Annotated in this window: 27 protein-coding genes and 2 tRNA genes; 18 read left to right on the top strand and 11 right to left on the bottom strand. The window is 63.8% G+C overall.

Features of this window, described 5'->3' with window-relative positions; all coding sequences use genetic code 11:
• Positions 1-284: 284 nt before the first annotated feature.
• Positions 285-1,127, top strand: a complete 843-nt coding sequence (locus C8N34_RS00005) for an EamA family transporter (protein WP_108126721.1) — start codon at positions 285-287, stop codon at positions 1,125-1,127.
• A gap of 23 nt (positions 1,128-1,150) precedes the next feature.
• Here C8N34_RS00005 and C8N34_RS00010 read toward each other — a convergent pair whose 3' ends face one another.
• Together C8N34_RS00010 and C8N34_RS25870 are read right to left on the bottom strand one after the other, a co-directional pair.
• Positions 1,151-1,774 carry a Dabb family protein gene (locus C8N34_RS00010; protein ID WP_108126723.1) on the bottom strand — a complete coding sequence of 208 codons (624 nt, stop codon included), beginning with the start codon at positions 1,772-1,774 and terminating at the stop codon, positions 1,151-1,153.
• A gap of 42 nt (positions 1,775-1,816) precedes the next feature.
• Entirely contained in the window at positions 1,817-2,431 is a 615-nt protein-coding gene (locus C8N34_RS25870; protein WP_145693508.1) for a hypothetical protein, read from the bottom strand.
• A gap of 149 nt (positions 2,432-2,580) precedes the next feature.
• On the opposite strand from C8N34_RS25870, the gene C8N34_RS26110 reads away from it, so the two are divergent.
• The 6 genes from C8N34_RS26110 (at position 2,581) to C8N34_RS00030 (ending at position 5,098) form a co-directional block, all read left to right on the top strand.
• Complete coding sequence (locus C8N34_RS26110; protein ID WP_158640432.1) at positions 2,581-2,748, top strand: hypothetical protein; 168 nt, start codon at positions 2,581-2,583, stop codon at positions 2,746-2,748.
• On the top strand, positions 2,735-2,941 hold the full coding sequence (locus tag C8N34_RS00015; protein ID WP_229825663.1) for a hypothetical protein: 207 nt from the start codon (positions 2,735-2,737) through the stop codon (positions 2,939-2,941). The genes C8N34_RS26110 and C8N34_RS00015 overlap by 14 nt, the downstream gene beginning before the upstream one ends.
• 69 nt (positions 2,942-3,010) lie before the next feature.
• Positions 3,011-3,811 carry a DUF6538 domain-containing protein gene (locus tag C8N34_RS00020; protein ID WP_108126725.1) on the top strand — a complete coding sequence of 267 codons (801 nt, stop codon included), beginning with the start codon at positions 3,011-3,013 and terminating at the stop codon, positions 3,809-3,811.
• 69 nt (positions 3,812-3,880) lie between these two features.
• Positions 3,881-4,252 (top strand): hypothetical protein, encoded by a 372-nt coding sequence (locus tag C8N34_RS00025; RefSeq protein WP_108126727.1) that lies wholly within the window; start codon positions 3,881-3,883, stop codon positions 4,250-4,252.
• On the top strand, positions 4,252-4,413 hold the full coding sequence (locus C8N34_RS26620) for a hypothetical protein (protein ID WP_211317718.1): 162 nt from the start codon (positions 4,252-4,254) through the stop codon (positions 4,411-4,413). Before C8N34_RS00025 ends, C8N34_RS26620 begins: the two co-directional genes overlap by 1 nt.
• 100 nt (positions 4,414-4,513) lie before the next feature.
• Positions 4,514-5,098 carry a hypothetical protein gene (locus C8N34_RS00030; RefSeq protein WP_108126729.1) on the top strand — a complete coding sequence of 195 codons (585 nt, stop codon included), beginning with the start codon at positions 4,514-4,516 and terminating at the stop codon, positions 5,096-5,098.
• A gap of 387 nt (positions 5,099-5,485) precedes the next feature.
• Here C8N34_RS00030 and C8N34_RS00035 read toward each other — a convergent pair.
• Both C8N34_RS00035 and C8N34_RS00040 read right to left on the bottom strand, forming a co-directional pair.
• Positions 5,486-5,560: transfer RNA gene (locus tag C8N34_RS00035), tRNA-Gln, on the bottom strand.
• A gap of 141 nt (positions 5,561-5,701) precedes the next feature.
• Positions 5,702-5,776 (bottom strand) — tRNA-Gln (locus C8N34_RS00040).
• A gap of 82 nt (positions 5,777-5,858) precedes the next feature.
• On the opposite strand from C8N34_RS00040, the gene C8N34_RS00045 reads away from it, so the two are divergent.
• The 3 genes from C8N34_RS00045 to C8N34_RS00055 all read left to right on the top strand — a co-directional run bounded on the left by C8N34_RS00045 (position 5,859) and on the right by C8N34_RS00055 (position 9,694).
• Entirely contained in the window at positions 5,859-7,037 is a 1,179-nt protein-coding gene (locus tag C8N34_RS00045) for a BaiN/RdsA family NAD(P)/FAD-dependent oxidoreductase (protein ID WP_108126731.1), read from the top strand.
• Positions 7,038-7,155: 118 nt separating this feature from the next.
• The gene (gene rpe, locus C8N34_RS00050) at positions 7,156-7,851 is read left to right on the top strand and encodes a ribulose-phosphate 3-epimerase (RefSeq protein ID WP_108126733.1); all 696 of its coding nucleotides are present in this window, start codon (positions 7,156-7,158) and stop codon (positions 7,849-7,851) included.
• 79 nt (positions 7,852-7,930) lie between these two features.
• Positions 7,931-9,694 (top strand): SulP family inorganic anion transporter, encoded by a 1,764-nt coding sequence (locus tag C8N34_RS00055; protein WP_242013740.1) that lies wholly within the window; start codon positions 7,931-7,933, stop codon positions 9,692-9,694.
• On the opposite strand, the gene C8N34_RS00060 is transcribed toward C8N34_RS00055, so the two are convergent.
• Complete coding sequence (locus C8N34_RS00060) at positions 9,695-10,879, bottom strand: NAD(P)/FAD-dependent oxidoreductase (protein ID WP_108126735.1); 1,185 nt, start codon at positions 10,877-10,879, stop codon at positions 9,695-9,697.
• A 210-nt stretch (positions 10,880-11,089) separates the two neighbouring features.
• On the opposite strand from C8N34_RS00060, the gene C8N34_RS00065 reads away from it, so the two are divergent.
• Positions 11,090-11,872, top strand: a complete 783-nt coding sequence (locus tag C8N34_RS00065) for a helix-turn-helix transcriptional regulator (RefSeq protein ID WP_158640433.1) — start codon at positions 11,090-11,092, stop codon at positions 11,870-11,872.
• A 4-nt stretch (positions 11,873-11,876) separates the two neighbouring features.
• Here the strand turns inward: C8N34_RS00065 and C8N34_RS00070 are convergent, their stop codons facing one another.
• The 3 genes from C8N34_RS00070 to rpsB all read right to left on the bottom strand — a co-directional run bounded on the left by C8N34_RS00070 (position 11,877) and on the right by rpsB (position 14,176).
• Entirely contained in the window at positions 11,877-12,317 is a 441-nt protein-coding gene (locus C8N34_RS00070; protein ID WP_108126739.1) for a hypothetical protein, read from the bottom strand.
• A gap of 115 nt (positions 12,318-12,432) precedes the next feature.
• Positions 12,433-13,341 (bottom strand): translation elongation factor Ts, encoded by a 909-nt coding sequence (gene tsf, locus C8N34_RS00075; RefSeq protein ID WP_054303587.1) that lies wholly within the window; start codon positions 13,339-13,341, stop codon positions 12,433-12,435.
• 70 nt (positions 13,342-13,411) lie between these two features.
• The gene (rpsB, locus tag C8N34_RS00080; protein ID WP_108126741.1) at positions 13,412-14,176 is read right to left on the bottom strand and encodes a 30S ribosomal protein S2; all 765 of its coding nucleotides are present in this window, start codon (positions 14,174-14,176) and stop codon (positions 13,412-13,414) included.
• Between the two features lie 309 nt (positions 14,177-14,485).
• Here rpsB and C8N34_RS00085 point away from each other — a divergent pair, with 309 nt between their 5' ends.
• The 3 genes from C8N34_RS00085 to C8N34_RS00095 all read left to right on the top strand — a co-directional run bounded on the left by C8N34_RS00085 (position 14,486) and on the right by C8N34_RS00095 (position 17,069).
• Entirely contained in the window at positions 14,486-15,376 is an 891-nt protein-coding gene (locus tag C8N34_RS00085; protein ID WP_108127379.1) for a PfkB family carbohydrate kinase, read from the top strand.
• A complete protein-coding gene (locus tag C8N34_RS00090) occupies positions 15,373-16,290 on the top strand; it encodes a pseudouridine-5'-phosphate glycosidase (protein WP_199750622.1) in 918 nt (305 codons plus the stop codon). Before C8N34_RS00085 ends, C8N34_RS00090 begins: the two co-directional genes overlap by 4 nt.
• A 62-nt stretch (positions 16,291-16,352) precedes the next feature.
• Positions 16,353-17,069 carry a DUF502 domain-containing protein gene (locus tag C8N34_RS00095; protein ID WP_108126743.1) on the top strand — a complete coding sequence of 239 codons (717 nt, stop codon included), beginning with the start codon at positions 16,353-16,355 and terminating at the stop codon, positions 17,067-17,069.
• Here the strand turns inward: C8N34_RS00095 and C8N34_RS00100 are convergent.
• Positions 17,040-18,074 (bottom strand): patatin-like phospholipase family protein, encoded by a 1,035-nt coding sequence (locus C8N34_RS00100; RefSeq protein WP_054303718.1) that lies wholly within the window; start codon positions 18,072-18,074, stop codon positions 17,040-17,042. The genes C8N34_RS00095 and C8N34_RS00100 overlap by 30 nt on opposite strands.
• Before the next feature lie 37 nt (positions 18,075-18,111).
• Positions 18,112-18,885: a 3-hydroxybutyrate dehydrogenase gene (locus tag C8N34_RS00105; protein WP_108126745.1), complete on the bottom strand. Its 774-nt coding sequence runs from the start codon at positions 18,883-18,885 to the stop codon at positions 18,112-18,114.
• A 293-nt stretch (positions 18,886-19,178) separates the two neighbouring features.
• On the opposite strand from C8N34_RS00105, the gene C8N34_RS00110 reads away from it, so the two are divergent.
• Positions 19,179-20,996: an extracellular solute-binding protein gene (locus tag C8N34_RS00110; RefSeq protein WP_054303582.1), complete on the top strand. Its 1,818-nt coding sequence runs from the start codon at positions 19,179-19,181 to the stop codon at positions 20,994-20,996.
• A 249-nt stretch (positions 20,997-21,245) separates the two neighbouring features.
• Here C8N34_RS00110 and C8N34_RS00115 read toward each other — a convergent pair whose 3' ends face one another.
• On the bottom strand, positions 21,246-21,869 hold the full coding sequence (locus C8N34_RS00115; protein WP_054303581.1) for a helix-turn-helix domain-containing protein: 624 nt from the start codon (positions 21,867-21,869) through the stop codon (positions 21,246-21,248).
• 66 nt (positions 21,870-21,935) lie between these two features.
• Here C8N34_RS00115 and C8N34_RS00120 point away from each other — a divergent pair, with 66 nt between their 5' ends.
• Genes C8N34_RS00120 through C8N34_RS00130 form a run of 3 tightly spaced genes read left to right on the top strand, consistent with a single transcriptional unit; the run spans position 21,936 to position 25,284 of the window.
• The gene (locus C8N34_RS00120; protein WP_108126747.1) at positions 21,936-23,450 is read left to right on the top strand and encodes a class I adenylate-forming enzyme family protein; all 1,515 of its coding nucleotides are present in this window, start codon (positions 21,936-21,938) and stop codon (positions 23,448-23,450) included.
• Positions 23,447-24,085, top strand: coding sequence for a DsbA family oxidoreductase (locus C8N34_RS00125; protein ID WP_108126749.1), 639 nt, complete (start codon positions 23,447-23,449; stop codon positions 24,083-24,085). Before C8N34_RS00120 ends, C8N34_RS00125 begins: the two co-directional genes overlap by 4 nt.
• A gap of 2 nt (positions 24,086-24,087) precedes the next feature.
• The gene (locus tag C8N34_RS00130; protein ID WP_108126751.1) at positions 24,088-25,284 is read left to right on the top strand and encodes a Bcr/CflA family efflux MFS transporter; all 1,197 of its coding nucleotides are present in this window, start codon (positions 24,088-24,090) and stop codon (positions 25,282-25,284) included.
• The last annotated feature ends 60 nt before the right edge of the window (positions 25,285-25,344 follow it).

The raw sequence follows: 25,344 nt of genomic DNA on the forward strand, positions 1-25,344 counted from the left end.
CCATCCGCCGTCTTCGAACGCCTCCGTCATGCGCATGACCACGATCCATGCCCAAGCTGAACGAAAGCGGCAGGACAGGTCCGTCTGCCGCGCGGAAAAGCGGCTCTGCCGGGCCAGAATGCTGCGGGTTCGAGGCTTGATCCACCCGACTTCGGCCGTTTGCGCGACGACAGACACCGCTCGGGGCGAAAAACGCTTGCCCAGCGAGCAAAATCAGGCGATCTTGAAGTCAAGCGGCAGGCCACTTGGGGAATGTCGGTTTCCACAGGGCGGGGCGCACAGGCATGACTCCCTTCGTTTTTGCGGCCGTGCTGATTTCCGCCGCCATGCACGCAAGCTGGAACGCGCTGGTGAAGGTGCAGGGCGACCGCTTCGCCTCGATCACGCTGACCTCGTTCGGCATGATGGTCTCGGCCGCGCCGTTCCTGTTGGTCGTCGATGTGCCGGGTCCGAAAGTGTGGCCCTGGATCATCGCGTCCGTCATCATCCATATCGGCTACCGGCTGTTCCTGATCCGTGCCTATGAGCATGGCGACCTGGCGCAGGCCTATCCGCTGGCGCGCGGCACCGCGCCGCTGATGACCGCCGTCGGCGGCGTCTTCGTGCTGTCGGAGGTGCCGAGCGGCCTGGCGATGCTGGGCATCCTGCTGCTTTCGCTCGGCACGCTCCTGATGTCGCTGCGTGGCGGGCAGGCGGCGGTGCCGAACCGCGCCGCGGTCGGCTATGCGCTGACGACGTCGCTGTGCATCGCCTGCTACACGCTGACGGACGGCAGCGGCGTGCGGCTGGCGCCGACGGCCGCGAGCTATGCGGCCTGGCTGTTCGTCTGCGACGGGCTGTGCGCCGTCGTCATCGGGTTCTTCTATCGCGGGCGTGGCCTTCTCGCCGCATCCGGACGCGAATGGGCCAGCGGGATCGTCGCCGGGGTTCTCAGCGCCGCCGCCTATGCCATTGCCATGTGGGCGATGACCCAGGCGCATGTCGCCTCCGTCGCCTCGCTCAGGGAGACCTCGATCCTGTTCGCCATGCTGATCTCCGTGTTCGCGCTCGGCGAGCGCATGACGGGTTGGCGCGGTGCCGCGGCGCTGTCCATCGTCGCCGGGGTCATCGCGCTGAGGATGGGGTAGCGCGCGAGCGGCGGCGGCGGGATCTACACTGTTGCCGCCAAGTCGAGATCGATCACCAGCAGGCCGTCGGTGCCGCCCGCGAGCGCCGCCACCAGCCGCGCGCCGGCGCGCTGATGTTCGGGATGCGCCAGATAGGCGTCGCGCGCGGCTTCGTCGTCGAAATCGACGGTGAAGCTGTGGGTGAAGCCCCGCGCGAAAGGCTCCGGGCTGACATTGGCGGAAAAACGCACCGGCCCCATGCCGCCGACATGTTCGCGTAGCGCCTCCAGGTCGGCACGGATCGCGGCTTTCTCGTCTGTCGGGACATCGTCAATAGATTCCTCAACTAACGCTCCGGCGCAAATACCGGATGGTTCAGCACTCACGATCACCTTCCCGGCGGGCACATAGAGTGTGACCTTCTCACCAGGCCTGATATTGGCGGCATGTAAGGCGTTAATGTAAACTTTGGTAGCACATGCTCCGCCATAAATTCCTTCGTCACGCTTTACGATTAGGATACCCTTGTCAGGGCCAGGATCTGAGAAAGACTTCGAGAAAACCCTACTAATCGCCACCTCTTTTGCTGAATCATTAGGTAAGGTTTTGGATGAGCATGCAGCAAGAATTGATGCGCAAGTTGTTAAAAATATTATGCCTTTAATCATGCCTAATGACTTTCATCAATGAGCCGCGTATCGAGCTAGGCCTCAAGTGGGAGAAAATAACATATTACCGTCTGTGATCCGGTCTTTGGTCAGGAGATAGTAAGCGTATCCACCAACGATCACGATGGCGACAAAGCCTGTCGCTATGGCCACATTGACCGCCATAGGAACACCTGCAACAAGAATGACTTCATTTGCTGCGATTGCATTCGAGAGGGCAATGGATTTGATGATGGGGAAACCCGCCACGGCTCCAGCAGTTGATTGCCCAATCAACGCGCCTGCTGTGGCTGACGCAGCGAATAGTTTTGCACTAACTGCACTTGTTACTGTTGCGGAGGCAAGCAAGACGCTGGTGGGGCCAAGGGCTAGGATTGAAACCGTTGCTGTAGCAGTGCCAAAAGTAGCCGCTATGAACGCGCCAGCGGTGGCTCCGGCTATAGCGGTAACTTTCGTAGCAATCGCCGTCGCCCCAGAAGCGACGATTGCGGTGCCCGCAGACGCAGACAGAAAGGCTGTCGCACCCGTGCCTACTACAGCGGCCCCTGCGATTTTAGCAGCAACAAAAGCATCCCGATGATCAATTACACCATCCCCATTGACATCAAGGGTCGCCATCATCTTGTTTTTCGCTGCGATGAGCTTCTTGGCTGGCATGCCTAGTCACTTCAATGGGTTGCGTCCACCTCAATAATTAGAAACTTTACTCGTTTTTTGCCCCTTCACAATAGGCTTTTGCCTGACGCGTACAAGAAAAGAGAGATTCCTCCCGTATATGAATTAGGAAGTAGAAACAGGAGCTTACCATGAAGGCGTTCAATATTTTTGGCTTAGCCGGAGGTTTTCTTTTCGCAACGCGTGGCTGGATCAGCCTTATGTTGGTGGTGTGGGTGGCAGGCCGGGTCAGTCATGGGCTGGCCATGGCCTTGTTCAAGGAGTGCCTGAAGGCAGGGTGGTTCGGTGGAACCCGGTGATGTGGTGGTGATCCGGGACTTTGACGAGGTGCCCGAGCATCTGTTCCGCGTCGCACAGGTGCTGGTGGGCGGCATTACGGGGGTGGCTCTGACAGGGCCGCTGGCGGGCGAATACGGGGAGCCGGAACGCTCGATGATACTCAGGGTTCTGGACCCCGAAGAGGCAGGGCAGGGAACCTCGTTATCCCTGTAAGCCAAGGCGAAGCATCAGAAAAATCAGGATCAACTCGAAACTGGGGCCTTTGCCCCAAAAGGAGGACGCATGTCCGTTCGTATTCAGTATGCCTATCTCAAGCAACAGACGTGGCTTTACCGCCGCAACTACCCCAAGGAACTGCAAGCCGTTCTCGGGCAGGCCTACAAGCAGTCGCTCAAGACCGGGGATGCCCGGATTGCAAAGGCACGGGCTGCCGAGGTCAATGCAAAGTATGAGGAGATCATTGCAAAGGCCAAGGCGGGGCAGAAGGTGGAGAAGCCCGAACCTGTCAAGGTTCAGCCTGCGGTCTTTACCCCGGTCGTGGTGGTGGGCAAAAAGACCGTGGCCGAACTGGCGCGGGACTACCTGAACCGCCGTTCGGGAGAGTTGCAGCAAGGCGGATTCAAGTCGGTGCGGTTCTCGGTGGGGCTGTTCGTCTCGGCCTTCGGGGCAAAACCGATCGGGGCAATACGCAGGGAAGATGCCCTGTCCTTCCAGCGGCGGGTTGCCCTTCTCGGCCCGAATGTCGGCAAGTCCGGCAAGACCAAGGGTTTCGGGCTGGACCGGTTGGTGGACCTGAGCACGGGGGACAGGATCAGCGCCAGAACCCAGAAGCGTACCGTGGGGCAGGTGGGGCACTTCATGGACTGGGCGGTCTATGAAGGTCAGCTTTCAGAGAACCCCTTTACGATGGTTCGGGTGGAGGTGAAGGGGAAACCCCGAAGCTATGCCGCCTTGACCGATGACGAGGTGCGCAGGTTGACCGCAGTGGAGGACGGGAGGATTGGCGCTGTCCTGACCACCTGCCTGTTGACCGGGATGCGGGCGGGAGAAGCTGTGGGACTGGTCAGGGAGGATCTGGTCTGAAAGGACAATCTGGGCTGGTTCGCCTGATCCCGAGGTTCTCGGGCTGACAGTGTTCTAGGAGTAAAGAGTATGACCGCCGAACTGACCGGCCTGATTATCAAGCTGGAAGCGCAAACCCGCCAGCTTCAACGCGACTTCTCCCGCGCCAATGCGATACAGGCCAAGGCGTCGCGCCAGATGGAACAGAAGGCCAAGCAAAGCGCCGACAAGATCGCCGCAACCTATGAAGGCATGGGTGGGCGGATCGGCGCGGCCTTCAAAAGCCTCCCCGATACCGCCTATGACCGCCTGCTGTCTGATCTGGCCGGGGCCTTCATGGCCGCCGCCACCAGCACCGGCACCGACCTGCGCGACAAGCTGGCCGAGGTGCTGGCCGCTGCGGACGTTCTGCCTGAGGCTTGCCGGGGGAATTTTGCGGAAGGGGTGGCGGTGGCGGCGTGATGGAAAGTTTTCAAAACGACTGTAATTTAGTCTGTTCACTGAAAATTCTGCCGCATATGTGGGCGAAAAATAAAAAACAGCCAAAAACGCAAAATCTTGAAATTGCCTACGGCAGAAAAATTCTGGCTCGTGCAGTCACGAATCACGGCAAAATGCCCTGACAGACGGCGGAAGGCCAACCCGGCCTCGGAAACTGAGAAGGCTTCCGCCCCTGTCCTGAGACTATCGACTACCAAACGCAATCAGACATGAGGTTCTGAAATGAACATTAAACTTTCGTCCATCACTGAAACCAACATCCAGAAGGAGGCCGATATGGCTATGGATAACACGAACACGCCCGAAACCGCAACCGCCGAGGCGGGCCACTTGGAGGCCGTCTATGGCGGTGGAACTCGGTTCGTCATGCGGGACGTCGCCTTTGATATGCTGTTGGACATGGACAGCCTTCAAAGTGCTGTGCGTCAGGCCTTGTGTGGCATCACGAACGGAACCACCGAAGCCTTTCTTGAGGTGTTTTCCGAATCCGAACATGCTGTCCCGGTGTATGAATTTTTTGTCGGTGAAACCGGCAAGTTTATGTTTGAACTGCGCGAGGCGACTGTGAAGGCCTTGACCCGGTCCGATACCGCCGCGCAGGCAGAGCTCGCGGATGTGCTGGTGCACTGGAATATTCTGCCGGAACGTCTGGCGGAGCTTTATCGCGCGACTGAGGAGGCCGAGCGTCTGGTGAATGACTTGGCCGAGAAGGCGCGGGGCGGCTCTGATATCGCGCTCGTGGCGCTTCTTACGGCTAAGGAATCTTGTCTGGCTATGGTCGCTGATATTGAGAAGCTGGCGGCCTGACCGCGACCAAAACGGGCGCCTTCACTGGCGCCCGTTTTTCTTTCCATCCCAACCGACATTCCTCGGCCCGCGCGTATGAATAGGTATGCGGTGGACACGCCGGGCCGAGGCTTCTGGCCGAATGTGTTGCGATCAGTCGGAAAGTGCGCGGGTCTATTCACGCCCATCAACCCCGACATGGCACGGCGGCAAAGTTCTCCGCTGCGCGGTGCCAGTTCTGGTTCGTTTCAAACCAATGGGAAGGGCGGGGCGTTTGCCTCGCCTTTTTCTTCATCCCGTGGAGAGTCGCAACTGTGGTTCCCGGCCCATGTGGAACACCCACAAGACTGTAACACATGGCGACACGGCCATGTTATTAAGTCTTTGATTTTAAAGGGAAAATTTGATTGGCTGGGGTGCTAGGATTCGAACCTAGGTATGGCGGTACCAAAAACCGCTGCCTTACCACTTGGCGACACCCCAACCGTGGGGCGGTGTTTAGTCAAAGCCGCGCCCCCTGACAAGAGGGTCTGAAAGGAATTTCGAAAGTTTTGTGAAATATGAAGGACTTGCGGGCCAAAGTTAAGTCTTTGGTGCACTGGGCAGGTCATACTGTGGAGGATTTGGCTGGGGTGCTAGGATTCGAACCTAGGTATGGCGGTACCAAAAACCGCTGCCTTACCACTTGGCGACACCCCAACCGTGCGGCGGTGTTTAGCCAAGCTTCGCGGAGGGTGCAAGAGGCTTTTGCAGGCTTTCCGACCTGTGCTAAGCCGCCCGCATGACCGAAGTGGATGCAATCATTCTTGGGGCCGGGGCGGCCGGGCTTTTTGCCGGGATCGAAGCGGCGCGGCGAGGCCGTCGCGTGCTGGTGGTCGATCATGCGAAGGCTGCGGGCGAGAAGATTCGCATCTCGGGCGGCGGGCGCTGCAACTTTACCAATCTCGACATCCGGGCCGAACGCTTTCTGTCGAGGAACCCGCATTTCGCGCTGTCGGCGCTGAAACGTTATACCCAATGGGATTTCATCGCGCGGCTGGATGCGGCGGGAATCGCCTGGCATGAAAAGACGCTGGGGCAGTTGTTCTGCGATGGCTCGGCCACTCAGATCGTGCAAATGCTGACCCGGCATCTGGCCCAGGCGGGTGGCATGCTGTGGCTCGGGACAGAGCTGGGGGCGGTGACGCGGGACGGGCCGGGTTTTCGCGTCGAGACCGCGCGCGGCGCGGTGATGGCGCAAAGCGTGGTGGTGGCGACGGGCGGCAAGTCGATCCCGAAGATGGGCGCGACCGGCTATGGCTATCGCATCGCCGAGAGCTTCGGTCTTGGGCTGGAAGAGACACGCCCGGCGCTCGTGCCGCTGACGCTCGCCGCGCAGGAGCTGGAGCGGACGAAGCTGCTGTCCGGCACGGCGGTGACCGGCAGCGCCAGCCATGGCCGCACGCGGTTCGACGAGGCGGTGCTGTTCACCCATCGCGGGCTGTCGGGGCCTGCGATCCTCCAGATCAGTTCCTATTGGCGCGAAGGTGATGCGATCACGCTGGACCTCGCAGGCGGTCAGGATGCCGGTGCGGTGCTGCGCGCCCAGCGGCAAAGCGGCGGGCGTATCGCGCTGCGCACGGCGCTGGCGCGGGTCGTGCCGGAAAAGCTCGCGCGGTATCTGGAGGAAGCTTCGGGCCTGACTGGCAATCTGGCCGATCAGCCGAACGCGGCGCTCGACCATCTGGCAGCGCTGGTCCATGCGCATCGCATCACGCCGGTGGGCAGTGAAGGCTATCGCACCGCCGAGGTGACGCTGGGCGGGGTCAGCACCGATATGCTGGATGCCCGCACGATGGAGGCGAAGGCTGTACCGGGGCTCTATTTCATCGGCGAGGTTGTGGATGTGACCGGCTGGCTGGGCGGCTACAATTTTCAATGGGCGTGGTCGTCGGGCTGGGCGGCGGGTCAGGTTATTTGAATCTGATAATGATGATTATGTAATATAAACTATCATGCGAAGCCTGAAAACCCTGTAACGCTTGCATTCCGGCCCGGCGAAGGCCAAAGAACGATCAGCAGCCACAAGGACCGCGCCCATGACCTTCTCCCGCGCCATCAAGATCGCCCCGTCGATCCTTTCCGCCGATTTCGCCAATTTCGGTGCCGAATGCGAAGCCATCGAGGCGCAAGGCTGCGACTGGGTGCATGTCGATGTGATGGACGGCCACTTCGTTCCGAATCTGACATTCGGGCCAGCCACTTGCGCGGCGATCCGCAAGCACATCAAGGGCGTGATGGACGTGCATCTGATGATCGCGCCGGTCGATCCTTACATCGATGCTTTCGCCCAGGCCGGTGCCGATGTTCTGACCGCGCATCTAGAGGCCGGGCCGCATATCCACCGCACGCTTCAGGCGATCCGCGCGCATGGCATCAAGGCGGGTCTGGCGCTGAACCCGGCGACCGGGCTGGATAGCCTGTCTTATCTGCTCGACATGGTGGATCTGGTCTGCGTGATGACGGTGAACCCCGGCTTTGGTGGCCAGAAGTTCATTCACAGCCAGGTCGGCAAGGTGCGCGCCCTGCGCGCCATGATCGGCGACCGGCCGATTCACATTGAAATCGACGGCGGTGTGACACCGGAAACCGCGCCTTTGGTGGCGGCAGCCGGGGCTGATGTTCTGGTCGCGGGTTCGGGCGTGTTCAAGGGTGGCTCGGTTGCTAATCCGGCGCCCTATGGCGAGAATATCCGGGCCATCCGTGCCGCGGCTGAGGCCGCCCGGCAAGCCTAATACATATTCAATACTTGCAATGTGATTTTTCCGGGGCTATTCCGGCCTGATCTGCCGTTCCGGCATGACGGAGTCTGCGATGCGCCTGAATCCACGCCGCTACCTGCCGATCCTGGATTGGGGATCGCGCTACACCGCCGAGACGCTGGGCAATGACCTGCTGGCGGCGGTGATCGTGACGATCATGCTGATCCCGCAATCGCTGGCCTATGCGCTGCTGGCGGGCCTGCCGCCCGAGGTCGGGCTTTACGCCTCGATCGCGCCCCTGGTGCTTTACGCGCTGTTTGGCACCTCGCGGACGCTGGCGGTGGGGCCGGTTGCGGTGGCAAGCCTGATGACGGCGGCGGCGGTGGCGCCGCTGGCGGCACAAGGCACGCCGGAATACCTTGGCGCGGCGGTAGCTCTGGCGATGCTGTCAGGCTTGATGCTGCTGGCGATGGGTGTGCTGCGGCTGGGGTTTCTGGCGAATTTCATCAGCCATCCGGTGATTTCCGGCTTCATCACCGCCTCAGGCATCCTGATCGCCGCCGGGCAACTTCCGCAGATCCTTGGCGTTTCAGCACGGGGCGAGACGCTGCCGCATCTGCTGTCCTCGCTGTGGGCAAAACTGAGTGACACCAAACCTTCGGCCCTCGTGATCGGCGGCGCGGTCATTGCTTTCCTGTTCTGGAGCCGCACGCGGCTGAAACCCTTGCTGATCGCGCGGTTCAACCTCAGCGCAAGGCTGGCGGGCGCGCTGTCGCGCGCGGCGCCCATTCTGGCCGTGGCGCTGACCATCCTCGCGGTCAAGCTGTTCGCCCTGACGCTGCCGGTGGTGGGCGACATCCCGCGTGGTCTGCCTGTGCCCACCCTGCCCCCGTTCGACCCGGTTCTGTGGTCACAGATCGCGGTGCCCGCGCTGCTGATTGCGCTGGTCGGCTATGTGGAGACGATCTCGGTCGCGCAGACTCTGGCCGCCAAACGCCGTCAGCGTATCGACCCGGATCAGGAGCTGATCGCGCTGGGCGCCGCGAATGTCGGCGCCGCCGTCTCGGGCGGCTTTCCGGTGACGGGCGGTTTCGCGCGATCTGTTGTGAACTTCGACGCAGGCGCCGAAACCCCGGCGGCGGGCGCCTTCACCGCCGTGGGCATGGCCGCCGCCACGCTGTTCCTCACGCCGCTGCTGGCCGATCTGCCGAAAGCCACGCTGTCGGCCACCATCATCGTGGCGGTGCTGAGCCTTGTTGATCTGGGCGCCCTGCCCCGGACCCTGCGCTACAGCCGTGCCGATTTTGCCGCAATGCTGGCCACCATTCTGGTGACGCTGGTTCTGGGGGTGGAAACCGGCATCAGCGCCGGGGTGGCGCTGTCACTCGGGCTGCATCTGTGGCGGTCATCGCGCCCGCATGTCGCGGTGGTGGGTCAGGTGCCGGGGACCGAGCATTTCCGCAATATCGACCGGCATAATGTGGTGACGGCGACCGATGTGCTGTCGATCCGCATCGACGAAAGCCTTTACTTCCCGAATGCGCGCTTTCTGGAAGATCGCCTTTTGGCCGAAATCGCCGATAACCCCGGCCTGCGCCATATCGTGCTGATCTGCAATGCGGTGAATGTGATCGACAGTTCGGCGCTGGAAACGCTGGAGGCGCTGAATGCCCGCCTGCGCGACGGCGGCGTGACGCTGCACCTGTCCGAGGTGAAAGGCCCGGTGATGGACCGCCTGTCGCGCAGCCATTTCCTGCACGAACTCAGCGGCCGGGTTTTCCTGACGCAGTATGATGCGATGGTGGCACTCGCACCCGCCCTCACCGCAGAAACCCGCGCGGCGGCACGGGTGGAAACGGCGAAGGCGGCGCGCTGATCAGACCACCGCGCGTTCGCGGAACGGGCGGTTTTCCAGCATCCGCGCGACCGACAGGTCGCTGAGGTCGATGCTCTGCCAGCCGCCGGTCAGCAGATGTTCGGCAATGCCGCGCCCGACGGCGGGCGATTGTTGCAGCCCGTGGCCGGAAAAACCGTTCATCAGAAACAGGTTCGGCAGTTCCGGGTGCGGCCCGAGAATCGCGTTCTGATCCAGCGTGTTATAGGCGTAATGCCCGACCCAGTGGCGCACCACCTTCACCGCGTCGAACCCCGGCGCGCGATTGTAAAGCTGCTCCCAGATGACATCCTCGAACAGATGCAGGTCGGGGTCGAAATCATCCGGATCGCAGGGGCCATCGTCCTGCGGCACGGTGGCGGTGATCCAGTGTTCATGCTCGGGGCGCAGATAGTAGCCCGCATCCACCAGCAGGGGCGCCTCTGGGTGGCGGGCGTTCGGCGCGTCAATTACGAAGACGGTGCGCTTGCGCGGCTCCACCGCCAGATCGAGGCCTGCCCAGCGGCAGATCTCGGCCGCGCGGGTGCCGGCGGCATTGATTGCGGCGGCGCAGGCGATGGTGCCGCGCTTTTCCAGCGTCACCGCCGTTACCCGCCCGCCTTCCACCGTCAGCCCGGTGGCGCGGTCGGTCACAAACTCCGCCCCCTGCGCCCTTGCCGCCGCGCGGAAGCCTGCGAGCAGGCCCATATTGTCAAACCAGCCTTCATCGCGGCTGCCGAAAGAGCCTGCGGTGATGTCGTCCACCTGCATCCATGGAAACCGCGCCTGCACTGCCTCGGGCGCCAGCACCTCGGTCGCGGCGCCATGGGCGCGCTGCATCGCGGCCACTTCCTCAAGGATCACCCGCCCCTCGTCGCTGTGGCTGAGGAACAGATAGCCGTTTTCCCTCAGACCCAGCGAGCCAACGCCCGCCTCGACCCCAAGGCTTTCGCGGAAATCACGGATGAAGCCCACGCCAAAGCGCGAGATTTCCACGTTCACCGCCGTGGTGAATTGCTGGCGGATCGAGGCGACGGAAAGCGCGGTGGAGGCTTGCGCGAAGCTGGTGTCACGCTCCGCCACCAGAACACGCAGGCCGGGCTGCATCCTGGTCAGCCAGAACGCTGCCGAAGCGCCCATGACCGCGCCGCCAATGATGATCACATCATACCGATCCTGCTGTTCCATTGCCTGCCTCTGCACCGTTTGGCCCGTGCTATCGCAGTCCGCCCGCCGCTGCCAGCCCATCCGCGACATGCCCCGCTTGCCCGCGCCAGTCATAAACTTTTGATTGAACGGTCAGTATTTCGCGCGCATATGCCCGTGGGAAGGTCGACAGGCCGCAGTGGAACAGGCAGCCTTGAAACAGATGACTCGGACCTTGCGAAAGGCATGCTGGTGACGCGGATTCTTGACCTGCTGAACGGAATCGCGACGGCCAAACAGACGGCTGAAGTCTGGTCCATGGCGACCGGATTCTTTGCCGATCTCGGTTTTGCCCGCGTGAACTACGGCTTCAGCCGGTTCCGGCACGGGGCCTCAATGGGGCGGCCAGAGGATATGCTGTTTCTCAGCACCTTCGACCCCGGCTATGGCCAGATGTATTTCGGAGGCGGCTTCTATGCCCGCACGCCGCTCTATCGCTGGGCGCTGGAGCATGACGGGCTTTGCACCTGGCGCTGGGTGGCCGAACGTCACGCCGCAGGCCAGCTTGCGCCGGACGAGGCGCAATCGGTGGCGCAGAATGCGGCGCTTGGCCTGACCGCAGGCATCACCATCAGCTTCCCTGAGGCCAGCCCGCGCCAGAAGGGTGCGTTGGGTCTGGCCGCTGACCCCGGACTGAACCATGACGATGTGGATGCGGTTGTCGCAGGCGAAGGCGCTGCCTTGCAGGCCGTTGCCCATGCCATGCATCTGCGCATCTGTCACCTGCCCTTCACTCCGCAGCGCCGCACGCTTTCGCAGCGCCAGCGCGAGGCGCTGGAATGGGTGGCCGAGGGCAAGACCACGCAGGAGGTCGCGCAGCGCATGGGGGTTTCCGTCGCCATGGTGGAAAAGCACTTGCGGCTGGCCCGGCAGGCGCTCAATGTGGAGACCACCGCCCAGGCCGTCGCCAAGGGCACCCTGCTGAACGAAATCCTGCATCACCGCCTGTCGCCGGTTCTGCGCGCAGCGGAATAGGCGCTTACGGAAGAAGGCTGGTGCTGAAAGACTGGTTCAGGCGTTTGGACGCTTCGGTCATAGCGGCCAGCGGATGCCTCAGGAACCCTGCAAGCCCCGCGCCGGAAAAAACCACGCCGACATCCGTCGCCTTGCGCCCGCGCCGATCCAGCACGCAGGTCAGAACGCCCGCCGTATCGCCGTAGCGGCTGTGAAACTGCACATCCGGCCAGGTGCCGACCACCACGGTCGATGTTTCAAGGAAGGTGACCATCCTGGTCAACCGGACCCGGCGCAGCCCTTCATATTGCGGAAAGATCGCTTTCTGGAAGGCCGAGACACAGGCCTCGTCGCGTGCCTTCCAGTCAGCGGCACGGAGGCTGTAATCGCGCTTCACCGTGACTGTATCCGCAAGGGCAGAACTGGCACAGAAAGCGGCTGCAAACAGAAGGATGGAAAAGCGCAACGGGAAGCTCCGGCCAGGGAATCGCACACATGCACTATCGTCCCCGGCGCGCCGCTGTCACCTGCAAAAGAAAACGGCGCCCGAAGGCGCCGTTTCTGTCGGTCTGGAAACCGGATCAGCCCTGAAGCGCCTTGGCGACTTCGGCGGCGAAATCCTCTTCCTTCTTCTCGATGCCTTCGCCGACGGCGACGCGGGCATAGCCGGTGATTTCAACGCCAGCCTCTTTCGCCGCAGCTTCCACGGTCAGGTCGGGGTTGATCACGAAGGCCTGACCCAGCAGCGTGTTCTCGGCGAGGAACTTCTTCATCCGGCCGGGAATGATGTTGTTGTGGATCACCTGCTCCGGCTTCGGCTTGGCCGAAGTGGCGTTTTCTTCCAGCGCCTTGGCGGTCTGCACAGCCAGTTCACGCTCCAGCACGGTCGGGTCCAGCGTGGCTTCCGACAGCGACAGCGGCGCGGTGGCGGCGATGTGCATGGCGAATTGTTTGCCGATGGCCTGCGCCTTGGCGGCGTCACCTTTCAGCGCGACCAGCACGCCGATCTTGCCCATGCCTTCGGTCGCGGCATTATGGACGTAGGAGACGACGGTATCGCCTTCCAGAACGTGCAGACGACGCAGGGTCATGTTCTCGCCGATACGGGCGATGGCATTGGTCAGCACCTGTTCCACGGTCTCGCCGTTCAGATCAGCGGCTTTCACCACTTCGATCGACTCGCCGGTTTGCAGGGCAACCTTGGTCACTTCGCGCACGAGGTTCTGGAAGTCCTCGTTCTTGGCCACGAAGTCGGTTTCCGAGTTGATCTCGACAGCCACGCCGCGGCCATTGCTGACGGCGACGCCGATCAGGCCCTCGGCCGCCACGCGGTCGGCCTTCTTGGCGGCTTTCGCCAGACCCTTGGTGCGCAGCCAGTCCACGGCGGCTTCCATGTCGCCATTGGTCTCGGTCAGCGCCTTCTTGGCGTCCATCATGCCCGCGCCGGTCGACTCGCGGAGCTCTTTCACCATCGCTGCGGTGATCGTCATGTGTATTCTCCCAGAAACGGATGATCCCGACGGGCTATGCGCCCGCCGGGTAACGTCTGTGCGACAAAGCTCAGGCTTCGGCGGCAGCCTCTTCCTCGGGCGCTTCTTCCAGCGCGCCAAGGTCGACGCCGGCGGCACCAAGCTGAGCCGACATGCCGTCAAGCGCGGCACGGGCCATCAGGTCACAGTAGAGCGAGATCGCGCGGGCGGCGTCGTCGTTGCCCGGGATCACATAATCCACGCCCTTGGGCGAGCAATTGGTGTCGACCACGGCCACGACCGGGATGCCCAGCTTCTGTGCCTCGAGGATCGCCAGATCCTCTTTACCCACGTCGATGATGAACAGCAGGTCCGGCACGCCGCCCATTTCACGGATGCCCCCCAGCGAAGCCTGAAGCTTGGCCTGCTCGCGTTCCATGTTCAGACGCTCTTTCTTGGTCAGACCTTCGGCGCCGGTGGCCAGCAGTTCGTCGAACTGCTTCAGGCGCTGGATCGACTGCGAAACGGTCTTCCAGTTGGTCAGCGTGCCACCGAGCCAGCGGTGGTTCATGTAGTATTGCGCGCATTTCTCGGCGGCTTCGGCGATCGGCTTCTGGGCCTGACGCTTGGTGCCGACGAAGAGGATGCGGCCGCCCTTGGCCACGGTATCGCGCACGACTTTCAGAGCCTGGTCCAGCATCGGGACGGTCTGGGTCAGGTCGACGATATGGATGCCGTTGCGGTCGCCGTAGATGTACTGACCCATCTTCGGGTTCCAGCGCTGGGTCTGGTGGCCGTAGTGAACGCCAGCTTCAAGCAGCTGACGCATGGAAAACTCGGGGAGCGCCATGTCCATTTCCTTTCCGGTTTGCGCCTCGGCGAAGCCTTGAGGGATCTCTCCCAACCGGCGGACCCGCGGGGATGTCTCCCCCGAAAGCCCAAGCCTCGCCTGTGAAGTGCGCCGCCTTTAGCGCCTGTGCCGGAGGATTGCAACCCCCTGCCCGGCTTTCGCGCCTCTGGCACCTGTCGGATGCCTCCGGCGGGGATATTTTTGCCAAGATGAAGACACACCGTCCTCCGCTTTCATCTTGGCCTTAAATATCCCCGCCGGAGGCTCCCGCAAGCGTCACTTGCGCAAAGGCCGGGCTTGGGCGACAAGGCAGACATGACACCTGACATCCTTTGCATTGGTTCGGTCCTGTGGGACATCATCGGCCGCTCGCCCGCCGTCATGCGGGTAGGATCGGACGTGCCGGGCCGCATCACCCGGCTGCCGGGCGGCGTGGCCATGAACATCGCCATGACACTGCGCCGTTTCGGGCTGGTGCCGGGTCTGATCACCGCCATCGGCCGCGATGCCGAGGGCGAGGAGCTGGTGGCCGCCTGTGCCCGGATGGGCATGGTGACCGATCATATCTACCGCTCCGAGGATCTGCCGACCGACCGCTACATGGCGGTCGAGGGCGCGAACGGGCTGGTGGCGGCAATTGCCGATGCGCATTCGCTGGAGGCGGCGGGCGACAAGATCCTGCGGCCGCTTTCAGATGGACGCCTGGGCAGTGCATCCGCGCCCTGGGCCGGGCCGATCGCGCTGGACGGCAACCTGACCGAGGCGCTGTTGTCCGAAATCGCCGCTTCGCCGCTCTTCGCCCTGTCGGACCTGCGGGTCGCCCCCGCGAGCCCCGGCAAGGCCGAACGCCTGCGCCCGCTGATGGCGCATCCGCGCGCGACGCTTTATGTCAATCTGGAGGAAGCGGGGCTGCTTTGCGCCGCCGAATTCGCCGCTGCCCCCGCGGCGGCCGAAGGCCTGCTGGCCCGCGGCGCGCATCGGGTGCTGGTCACCGATGGCGGGCGGCCATGTGCTGAAGGCAAGCGGGGCGCTGGCGTCATCTCGGATCGCCCGCCCGAGGTGCTGGTGACGCGGATCACCGGCGCGGGCGACACCTTCATGGCCGCGCATATCGTGGCCGAACAGCGCGGCGCCAGCCGCGAACAGGCGCTGGCCGCCGCCCTGCGCGCCGCCGCCATCTATGTATCAGGAGAAATCGGATCGTGACCCTGCCGCTGACATTCACCCCCGAGGTCCGGGCCGCGCTGGACGAGGGCCGCCCCGTGGTGGCACTGGAATCCACCATCATCACCCATGGCATGCCGTTCCCACAGAATGTGGAAGCCGCCCGCGCGGTGGAGGCCGAAGTGCGTGCGCATGGCGCCGTGCCCGCCACCATTGCGGTGATGGACGGGCGCATCCACATCGGGCTGTCTGATGCGGCGCTGGATGCGCTGGGGCAAGCTCAGGGTGTCATGAAACTCAGCCGCGCCGATCTGGCGGCCTGTCTGGCCATGGGGCGCATGGGGGCAACCACGGTGGCTGCCACCATGATCTGTGCCGCGCTGGCGGGGATCGAGGTCTTTGCCACCGGCGGTATCGGCGGCGTGCATCGCGGCGCCGATACAAGCTTCGACATTTCGGCCGATCTGCCGGAATTCGCACTGACTGCGGTGACCGTGGTGGCAGCCGGAGCCAAGGCCATCCTCGACCTGCCGAAGACGCTGGAGGTTCTGGAAACCCAGGGTGTGCCGGTCATCGCCTATGGTCAGGATGCCTTCCCCGCCTTCTGGTCCCGCGATTCCGGCCTGCGCGCGCCCCTGCGGATGGACAGCGCGGCCCAGATCGCGGCGGCACAGGTGATGCGCGGTCAACTGGGCCTCTCCGGCGGGCAACTGGTGGCCAACCCGATCCCGGCCGAGGCGGAAATCCCGCTGGACGAGATCGGCCCCGCCATCGAAACCGCGCTGGCCGAGGCCGAGGCGCAGGGCATCGCTGCCAAGGAGGTCACGCCCTTCCTGCTGGACCGCATCTTCGCGCTGACCGATGGCCGCTCGCTGGATGCCAATATCGCCCTTGTTCTGAACAATGCCCGGCTTGCTGCGCAGATCGCGGGCGAAATCGTCCGCCTGCGGGCGTAACGCAGCGGCAAACGGTTGAAACCGCCGCGCGCAGCACCATGCTCGCGCGGCAGGAGTGCCCGATGACCCCCGATCAGCCCACCGAACCCCACCGCCGCCGCAGCCTGTTTGCCGGACTTCGGGCCAGCTTCCTGACCGGGCTGGTCGTGGTTCTGCCCATCGGGCTGACGGTCTATCTGGTCTATGCGGTGATCGGCTGGATCGACAGCTGGATCATCCCGCTGATCCCGCACAACTGGCGCCCCGAGGCGCTGATGGGGTATTACTTCGGCCCCGGCATGGCCTATCCGGTGCGCGGCGTCGGCGTGGTGGTGTTTCTGCTGTTCACCATCCTTGCCGGATGGGTAGCCAAGGGCCTGATCGGCCGCACGCTGATCGCCCGGACCGAGGCGCTGGTCGACCGGATGCCGGTCGTCCGGTCAGTCTATGGCGGGTTCAAGCAAGTCACGGAAACCTTCTTCGCCAAATCCGAGCGCAGCTTTGATCGCACCTGTCTGGTGGAATTTCCCCGCCCCGGCTGCTGGGCCGTGGGATTTGTCGCCACCACGGCCAAGGGCGAGATCGCCGCGAAACTGCCGACCGACCGGCAGATGATCGCGGTTTTCGTGGCGCTGACCCCCTTTACCTCGGGCATCCTGCTGTATCTGCCCGAGGAAGATGTGATCCTTCTGGACATGAAGGCCGACGAAGCGGTGAAGCTGATCGTCTCAGCCGGGCTGGTGGCGCCGACCGCGAAAGATATGCGCGCCCTAGCCGAACAGGCCGCGCAGGTCGATTGAGCTTTCGCGGCCGATGCTGGCCTTGTGCCGGTGCAGGAAGCCCGCGCAGGCCTTGCGCCCCGCCGCCTTCAGCCGGGCCAGAAACGCCGGATCGGGGCTGAGCTTGCTGCCCGCGTCGAGTTCATTCATCAGCTTTTCATCTGACACCAGATGCAGGTTGATGTCCTTCATCGCGCCTTCGGGCATCCGCCCCTCGGCAATCAGCCGTTTGACAAAAGCGACCGAACGCAATTCGCCCAGCAGTGCGGCATTGAAACTGATTTCGTTGATCCGGTCCTGAATCTCGACCGGCGTCATCGGGATCGCGTCGCGCCGCAGCGGGTTGATGGCGATGACGAGGATATCGTCGGGCAGATGCGGCAGATACAGCGGGAACAGCGCCGGATTGCCGGTGAAACCGCCATCCCAGAACACTTCCATCTTGCCGGTCGCAGGATCTTCCAGCTCGATCGCCTGAAAGGCTGTGGGCAGGCAGGCAGAGGCAAGCAGCGTGGCCGGCGAAATCTCGGCGCCAGAGAACACCCGGATCTTGCCGCTGCGCACATTGGTGGCGCTGACGAACAGGTCAGGCCCCGCCGTGGAACAGACATGGGTGAAATCGAAACGCGCCACCACCTCGTGCAGCGGATTCTGCCAGAACGGCCCCCAGGAATAGGGGCTGAAGATTTGCGCCGCGATCCCGGCGGGGGAGACGGGCACCGCCGCCGCAGCGACCTCGGCCATGGCTGTCGCCATGGGAAAGGCCGCCGTGACCCAGCGCGCCACCCGCAGGTTGCCCAGCTGGCCGACATCGGTCCATAGCCGGTCAAGGCTTTCACGCGCGGCCTGCGGCCCGCCCTGCAACAGCCCCATCTTCAGCGCGGCTGCATTCAGCGCCCCCGCCGACGTGCCGGTGATCCCCGCGATTTCGATATCCGGCTCTTCCAGCAGCCGGTCGAGCACGCCCCAGGTGAAGGCGCCATGCGCGCCCCCGCCCTGCAAGGCCAGATTGAGGCGCAGCGTCACCGGGCCGCGCCCCTGCCGTTCATCGGGGCAGACTGCATCACATCGCGGTCCAGCCGCCATCGACGCTGATCGTCGTGCCGGTAATCTGGGCTGCGGCGGCGCTGGACAGGAAGACCACGGTGCCGCCGATTTCCTCAACCGTGGCGAACTGGCGCGAGGGCTGACGGTCCAGCATGACTTCGCGGATCACCGTCTCGCGATCCATGTTGTGCACCTTCATCTGGTCGGGGATCTGCGCCTCGACCAGCGGGGTCAGCACATAGCCGGGGCAGATCGCATTGCAGGTGATGCCCTTGCCCGCGGTTTCCAGCGCCACCGTCTTGGTCAGGCCGACAACGCCATGCTTGGCCGCGACATAGGCCGACTTGAACGGCGAGGCGGTCAGGCCATGCGCCGAGGCGATGTTGACGATCCGTCCCCAGCCCGCCTTGCGCATGCCCGGCAGCGCGGCCGCCGTGGTATGAAAGGCCGAGGTCAGGTTGATCGCGATGATCGCATTCCATTTCTCGACCGGAAAATCCTCGACCGGCGACACGAACTGGATACCGGCATTATTCACCAGAATATCGCAGCCGCCCGCCTTTTCGATCAGGCCACGGCAATCCTCGGCCTTCGACATGTCGGCGGCGATATAGCGCACATTCACACCATGTTCCGCCGCCAGTTTCGCGGCCAGCGCGTGATCCTCGTCGCGGTCGGTGAAGCTGTTGATCACCACATCGGCTCCGGCTTTTGCCAGTTCGATGGCGGTGCCAAGGCCGATCCCCGAATTCGATCCGGTGACGACCGCCCGTTTTCCCTTCAGCGTCATGTCGCTTCTCCTGTACTGGATACGCCGTCAACATAGGCGTTTGACGCGGCATCGCCAGCCTTTTCGTGCCGCATTGCAGCACAGTCCCGGGAACGTGAAAGCCAAAAAAAACGCCGGCACGAAGCCGGCGTTAAGTCTTTGAGGCAGGTTTCATACAGGCAAGAAACCTATCGAGCAGTGCCCCCTTTATACCGCGTGGCGCCGTGCAGTCCAAGTTAAAAGTTTGAAAATCCACGATTGCCGGAATAGTGTCCGGCCCAAGAAAAACAGGGCTGCGAAGGATTGTCGCCGGAATGATACAGGTTTTTTTCGGGAAATTTCGCGTGATCGCCCTGGCTGCGACGGCGATTCTCGGTGCGGCTCCGGTCTGGGGCGACTCACCCGCACATGGCATAGCTATGTATGGAGAACCTGCCCTCCCACCGGATTTTGTGTCCCTCCCCTATGTCAACCCCGAAGCGCCGAAGGGCGGCCGCATCGTGCTGGGGGAAAATGGCGGCTTCGACAGTCTCAACCCCTTCATCCTCAAGGGGGTGGCACCGCGCTACATCGCGCTCTACAGCACCGAAACCCTGCTGGCGCGCAGCTTTGATGAACCCTTCACCCTTTATGGCTTGCTGGCCGAATCCGTGACCACCGATTCGTCGCGCAGCTATGTGGAATTCACCCTGCGCGAGGGCGCGCGCTTTTCGGATGGCAGCCCCGTCACGCCCGAGGATGTGCTGTGGTCTTTTGCGACCCTGGGAACCGAGGGCCATCCGAAATACGCGAATGCCTGGGCCGCAATCGCCAAATCCGAAATCACCGGCCCGCGCAGTCTCCGCTTCACCTTTTCCAGCCCCAACCGCGAATTGCCACTGCTGCTGGGTCTGCGCCCGGTGCTGAAGAAGGCGCAATGGGAGGGCAAGGATTTCACCGCCTCCACGCTGGAGCCGCCCATTGGGTCGGGCCCCTATGTCGTCGCGGGTCTGGAGCCGGGGCGCTATCTCTCGCTCCGCCGGAACCCCGACTGGTGGGGCAAGGATCTGCCGGTCAATCGCGGACGGCAGAACTTTGATGAAATCCGGGTCGAATACTTCTCGCTCGACACGGCGCAGTTCGAGGCGTTCAAGGCGGGCGAGCTGTCGCTTTATCGCGAAACCAATCCGGTAAAATGGCTGCGCAACTTCGATTTTCCGGCAGTGACACGCGGCGACGTGGTGAAGGACGAAATCCCGCATGGCCGCCCCTCGGGGATCGAGGGTTTTGCCTTCAACACCCGCCGTCCGCTCTTTGCCGATTGGCGCGTGCGTGAGGCGCTGATCCTCGCTTTCGATTTTGAACAGGCCAATACGGTGCTGAATGACGGCGCTCTGCCGCGCATCGCCTCGTATTTCTCGAACTCGCCGCTGGGCATGCTGCCCGACACGCCCGCCGAAGGGCGCGAACGCGCCCTGCTGGAGCCTTTCGCAGGCGATCTGCTGCCCGGCACTCTGGAAGGCTACAGCCTGCCCAGGGGGGATGGCAGCGGCGCCAACCGCAAGAACCTGCGCGCGGCAACCAGACTGCTGGCCGATGCGGGCTGGACCGTGCAGGACGGCACGCTGCGCAACGCGGCGGGCACGGCGTTCAGCTTTGAAATCCTGCTGACCAACGGCCAGCTCGATATGATCGGGGCCGCCAGCATCTATGTCGAATCGCTGAAACGGCTGGGCATCAGGGCGCATGTCACCACCGTGGACAATGCGCAGTATGTCGAGCGGACAAATGCTTTCAACTTCGACATGACGCATTTCATCCGTGCGCTGTCGCTCAGCCCCGGAACGGAGCAGCGGCTTTACTGGGGATCGGCCGCCGCCACCGTGCCGGGATCGCGCAATTGGCCGGGCATCGCGTCGCCTGCTGTGGATGCCCTGATCGACGAAATGCTTTCCACCACCGAACCCGAGGAATTTGTCGCGGCGACACGCGCACTGGATCGTGTGCTTACAGCGGGTAGATATGTCGTGCCGCTGTGGTATTCTCCGGTCGCGCGCGTCGCGCATGACCGCCGCGTCACCCGGCCGGACCCCATGCCGCTTTATGGCGACTGGCCCGAGGTGACACCGGATGTGTGGTGGCAGGCGCAGTAAGAAACAAGAACGAAGAAACCGAGGCAGAGTGTTATGAATATCTGGAAACTGACGGCGGTTCTGGCGCTGGCTGTTCTGGCGGGCTGCAATACCGTGGATGGCGTGGGCCGCGATATTTCGGGCGGGGCAAACCGGGTCGCAGGCTGGTTCTGACCGGAAATCCGTTGTTGCGAATGTCATGGAACAGGACGGCATCGCGGATGCCGTCTTGCCTTTTGCCATGTGCAACGGGAAAAGGTTGCCCGCTGGTCAGGGCAGCGAGGTGACCCAGAGGATGGTCGCATCCTCGTCACTGAGCGAGATCACGTTATGCCCCATGGTCGCGTCATAATAAGCGCTGTCGCCCCGGCGCAGATCCACGGGTTCATAGAATTCGGAATAAAGCCGCACGATCCCGGTGAGGACATACAGGAACTCCTCGCCGTCGTGGCGCACCCAGCCGTCGAACTCCTCGGGTGTACGGGCGCGGATGGTGGCGCGATAGGGAAGCATCTGCTTTCCCTTCAGCGGCCCCGCCAGAAGTTCGTGTTCATAGGTCGTGGTGGCATGGGCCTGCCCCTCGCCCGCCTTGGTCACAGCAAGACGTCCGTTCACCTGCGCCCGCGCAGGCGGGGTAAAGAGTTGCGGCACCGAAATCGCCAGCCCGCCGGCCAGCTTCTTCAGCGCCTCATAGGTGGGCGACATCTGCCCGTTCTCGATCTTCGACAGGGTTGACCGCGCCAGCCCGGCCCGTTCCGCCGCCTGTTCCAGCGTCCAGCCCTTCGCCTTGCGCAACTCGCGCACGCGGGTGCCGAGGTCCAGCGGCTCGACAATCGTCTCCGCTCCGCTTTCGCGGGCAATACGGATCAGCGACGGGGGTTCGTTCCTGCTCATGGCACTGTGCATTACGGCAGGGCGCGGCGTCTTGCAACGCGCTCGCACGGGGAATAGCAAGGCCGGATGTTGTCCCTTACCGATCCTGGCGCGCCGATCCCGGTTCCGGCCGCGTTCAATCTGGCCGCGCATGTTCTTGCGGCAGGTGCTGCCACACCCGACAAGCCCGCGCTTCAGATCGTCCGCCCCACCGGCGCGGAGCGCTGGAGCTATGCGCGGCTGATCGCCGCCGTTCGGGGGGCCGCTACCGGCCTGCTGGCCGAGGGTCTGCATCCCGGCGACCGGGTGCTGCTGCGGCTGGGCAATGAACCGGCTTTCGCTGTGGCCTTCCTTGGCGCCATTGCCGCCGGTCTGGTGCCGGTGCCGACCTCGGCGCAGTTGACGGGAACCGAGATTACCGCGATGGCTTCCCGTCTGTCACCGGGTCTGGTGATCGCGGGGGACGGCGTCGCCCTGCCCGACCTGCCCGATATTCCGGTGCTGGCCGCTGCGCGGCTCGCCGCCATGACCGATCTGCCGCCTGCCGAATGGCACATGGGCCGGGCTGACCGGCCCGCCTATATCGTCTTTACCTCTGGCACCTCGGGGCGTCCGCAGGCGGTGGTGCATGCGCATCGCGCTATTCTGGGCCGCGGGCTGATGCACCAGGGATGGGAGGGGCTGGGCCCCGACGACCGTCTGATGCATGCCGGCGCCTTCAACTGGACCTATACGCTCGGCACCGGGCTGATGGACCCCTGGACGGTGGGCGCGACCGCGCTGATCCCCGGTGCCGGGGTGACGCCCGCGCAGTTGCCTCTGCTGCTGAAGCGTTTCGACGCCACGATCTTCGCCGCTGCCCCCGGTGTGATCCGCCAGATGCTGCGCGGCACCCTGCCCGCCCTGCCGCGCCTGCGCCATGGTCTCAGCGCCGGGGAAACCCTGATCCCCGCCCTGCGCAGCCAGTGGCAGGCCGCCACCGGCACCGACCTGCACGAGGCGCTGGGCATGTCGGAATGTTCCACCTTCATCTCGGGCAGCCCCGACCGTCCGGCGCCCGTGGGCTGCGCGGGCTTCCCGCAGGCCGGGCGCCGCATCGCGGTGCTGGGAGACGCTGGCCCGGTGCCGCGTGGCACGCCCGGCACGCTGGCGGTGGGGGCAGATGATCCGGGTCTCATGCTCGGCTATCTGGATGCGCCCGAGGCGACCGAGGCGCGGTTCCGTGGCGGCTGGTTCCTCACCGGCGATCAGGTCTGCATGCGCGAGGATGGCGCCATCACCTATCTGGGTCGCGACGACGACCAGATGAACCCCGGCGGCTATCGCGTCTCCCCCATGGAGATCGAGGCAGCGCTGGCGCATCTGCCGGGCGTCGAGGATCTGGCGGTGACCGAGGTCGAGGTGTCGCCCGGCAACCGCGTCATCGCCGCCTTTTACACCGGCCTCACCGCGCTGGACCCCGCGCCGCTGGAGACCGCCGCCGCCGCGTCGCTGGCCCGTTACAAGCAGCCGCGTATCTGGCAGCAGGTCGCCGCCCTTCCCCGCAACCCCAACGGCAAGCTGAACCGCCGTGCGCTTGCCGCGCTCTGGACCCCGCAATGATCCGTCTCGATGTCTTCGCCGATCCCGTCTGCCCGTGGTGCTATCTGGGCAAGGCCCAGCTTGACCGCGCGCTGGAGGCCAATCCCGACCATCCGTTCACATTGGAATGGCATCCGTTCCAGCTGAACCCCGGCCTGCCCGCCGAAGGGGTGGACCGTGCCGATTACATGCTGCGCCTCTTTGGCACGCAGGAGCGCGCGGTGCAGGCGCATCTGCGGCTGGAAGAGCTGGGCCGCGAGGCCGGGGTCAATTTCGATTTCGCGGCCATCACGCGCGTGCCCAACACGCTGGACGCCCATCGCCTGATGCACTGGGCCGGGTTGGAAGGGCGGCAGGGCGCCGTGATCTCTGCCATGTTCCGTGCTTACTGGCGCGAGGGACGCGATATTGGCGACCGGGCGGTTTTGGCCGATCTCGCCGAAGCCGCCGGAATGGATCGCGCCATGGTCGCCCGCCTGCTGGACAGCGACGCCGACCGCGACACGGTGCTGGGCCGTGACGCCCATGCGCGCGAGCGCGGTGTAAATGCAGTGCCGACCTTCATCATTGCCGATACCTATGTGGTATCGGGCGCCCAGAAGCCCGCATTCTGGGCCGATGTGATCCGCGACATCGCGGAAAGAGGAGACGAGTGACCATGACGACGCGCAGGCTGTCACAACCCGAATTCATCGCCATGATCGCGTTTCTTTTCGCGCTCATCGCCTTTTCCATCGACGCCATGCTGCCCGCGCTGCCGCAAATCGCGCTGGAACTGACGCCCGACGCCACGAACCGCGCGCAGCTGATCGTGACCAGCTTCGTTCTGGGCATGGGGCTGGGCACTTTCTTTGCCGGGCCGCTGTCGGACAGTCTTGGGCGCAAGCGTGTCATCCTCGGGGGGGGAGCGATCTATGCGGTGGCGGCTATCGTCGCGCATTTCGCGCCGACGCTGGAAACCGTGCTGGCGGCGCGCGTGGTACAAGGCATCGGTGCGGCCGGGCCGCGTGTCGTGTCGCTGGCGCTGGTGCGCGACCTCTACAAGGGACGCGAGATGGCGCGGATCGTCAGCTTCGCCATGATGATCTTCACCCTCGTCCCCGCCGTGGCACCGCTGATCGGCAGTTTCATCATCGCGGGCTTCGGCTGGCGCGCGATCTTCCTTGGCTTCCTGTGCTTCGCGGCAGTGCCGCTGCTGTGGCTGACCCTGCGCCAGCCTGAAACGCTGCTGCCTGCCGCCCGCCGACCGCTGAGCGTGCCTGCACTGGTGCAGGCGCTGCGCGAGGTTCTGACCAACCGCATCGTGGTCATCGCGATGCTGGCGCAGACCTTCTGCTTTGCCGCGCTGTTCGGCACGCTGTCCTCGACCCAGCAGATCTTCGACACCACCTTTGGCCGCGCCGAAAGCTTTCCGTTCTGGTTCGCGCTGATTGCCATTCTGTCGGGCAGCGCCAGCGTCATCAACGCCACGCTGGTGGTGCGGCTGGGCATGCGGCTTCTGATCAGCACGACACTGGCCGCGCAAGTCGCCCTGTCGCTGTGTTTTGCCCTGATTTCCGCCAGCGACCTGCTGCCCCCCGACCTTTACTTCGGTGTCTATGTGTTCTGGACCATCACCGTCTTCATGGTGGCGGGCCTGACGCTGGGCAATCTGAACGCCCTCGCGCTGGAGCCGGTGGGTCATATCGCCGGGATGGCGGCCTCGGTCACCGGCTCGCTGGCGACGGTGGTCGCGGTTGCAATCGCCGCCCCGCTGGGTCTTGCCTTCGACGGCACGCCCGTTCCGCTGGCCTTCGGGGTCTGTGCCCTGACGGCTGCGGGCTTCCTGCTGATGAAACTCATGCCGGGCCGCTGATTGCGGCCCGATTCTTTTTTCCATTTCCGGGCGAGTTTTCTGCGCCCGACAATGATTTTT

The organism is Gemmobacter caeni (assembly GCF_003054195.1).
Lineage (GTDB): Bacteria > Pseudomonadota > Alphaproteobacteria > Rhodobacterales > Rhodobacteraceae > Gemmobacter > Gemmobacter caeni.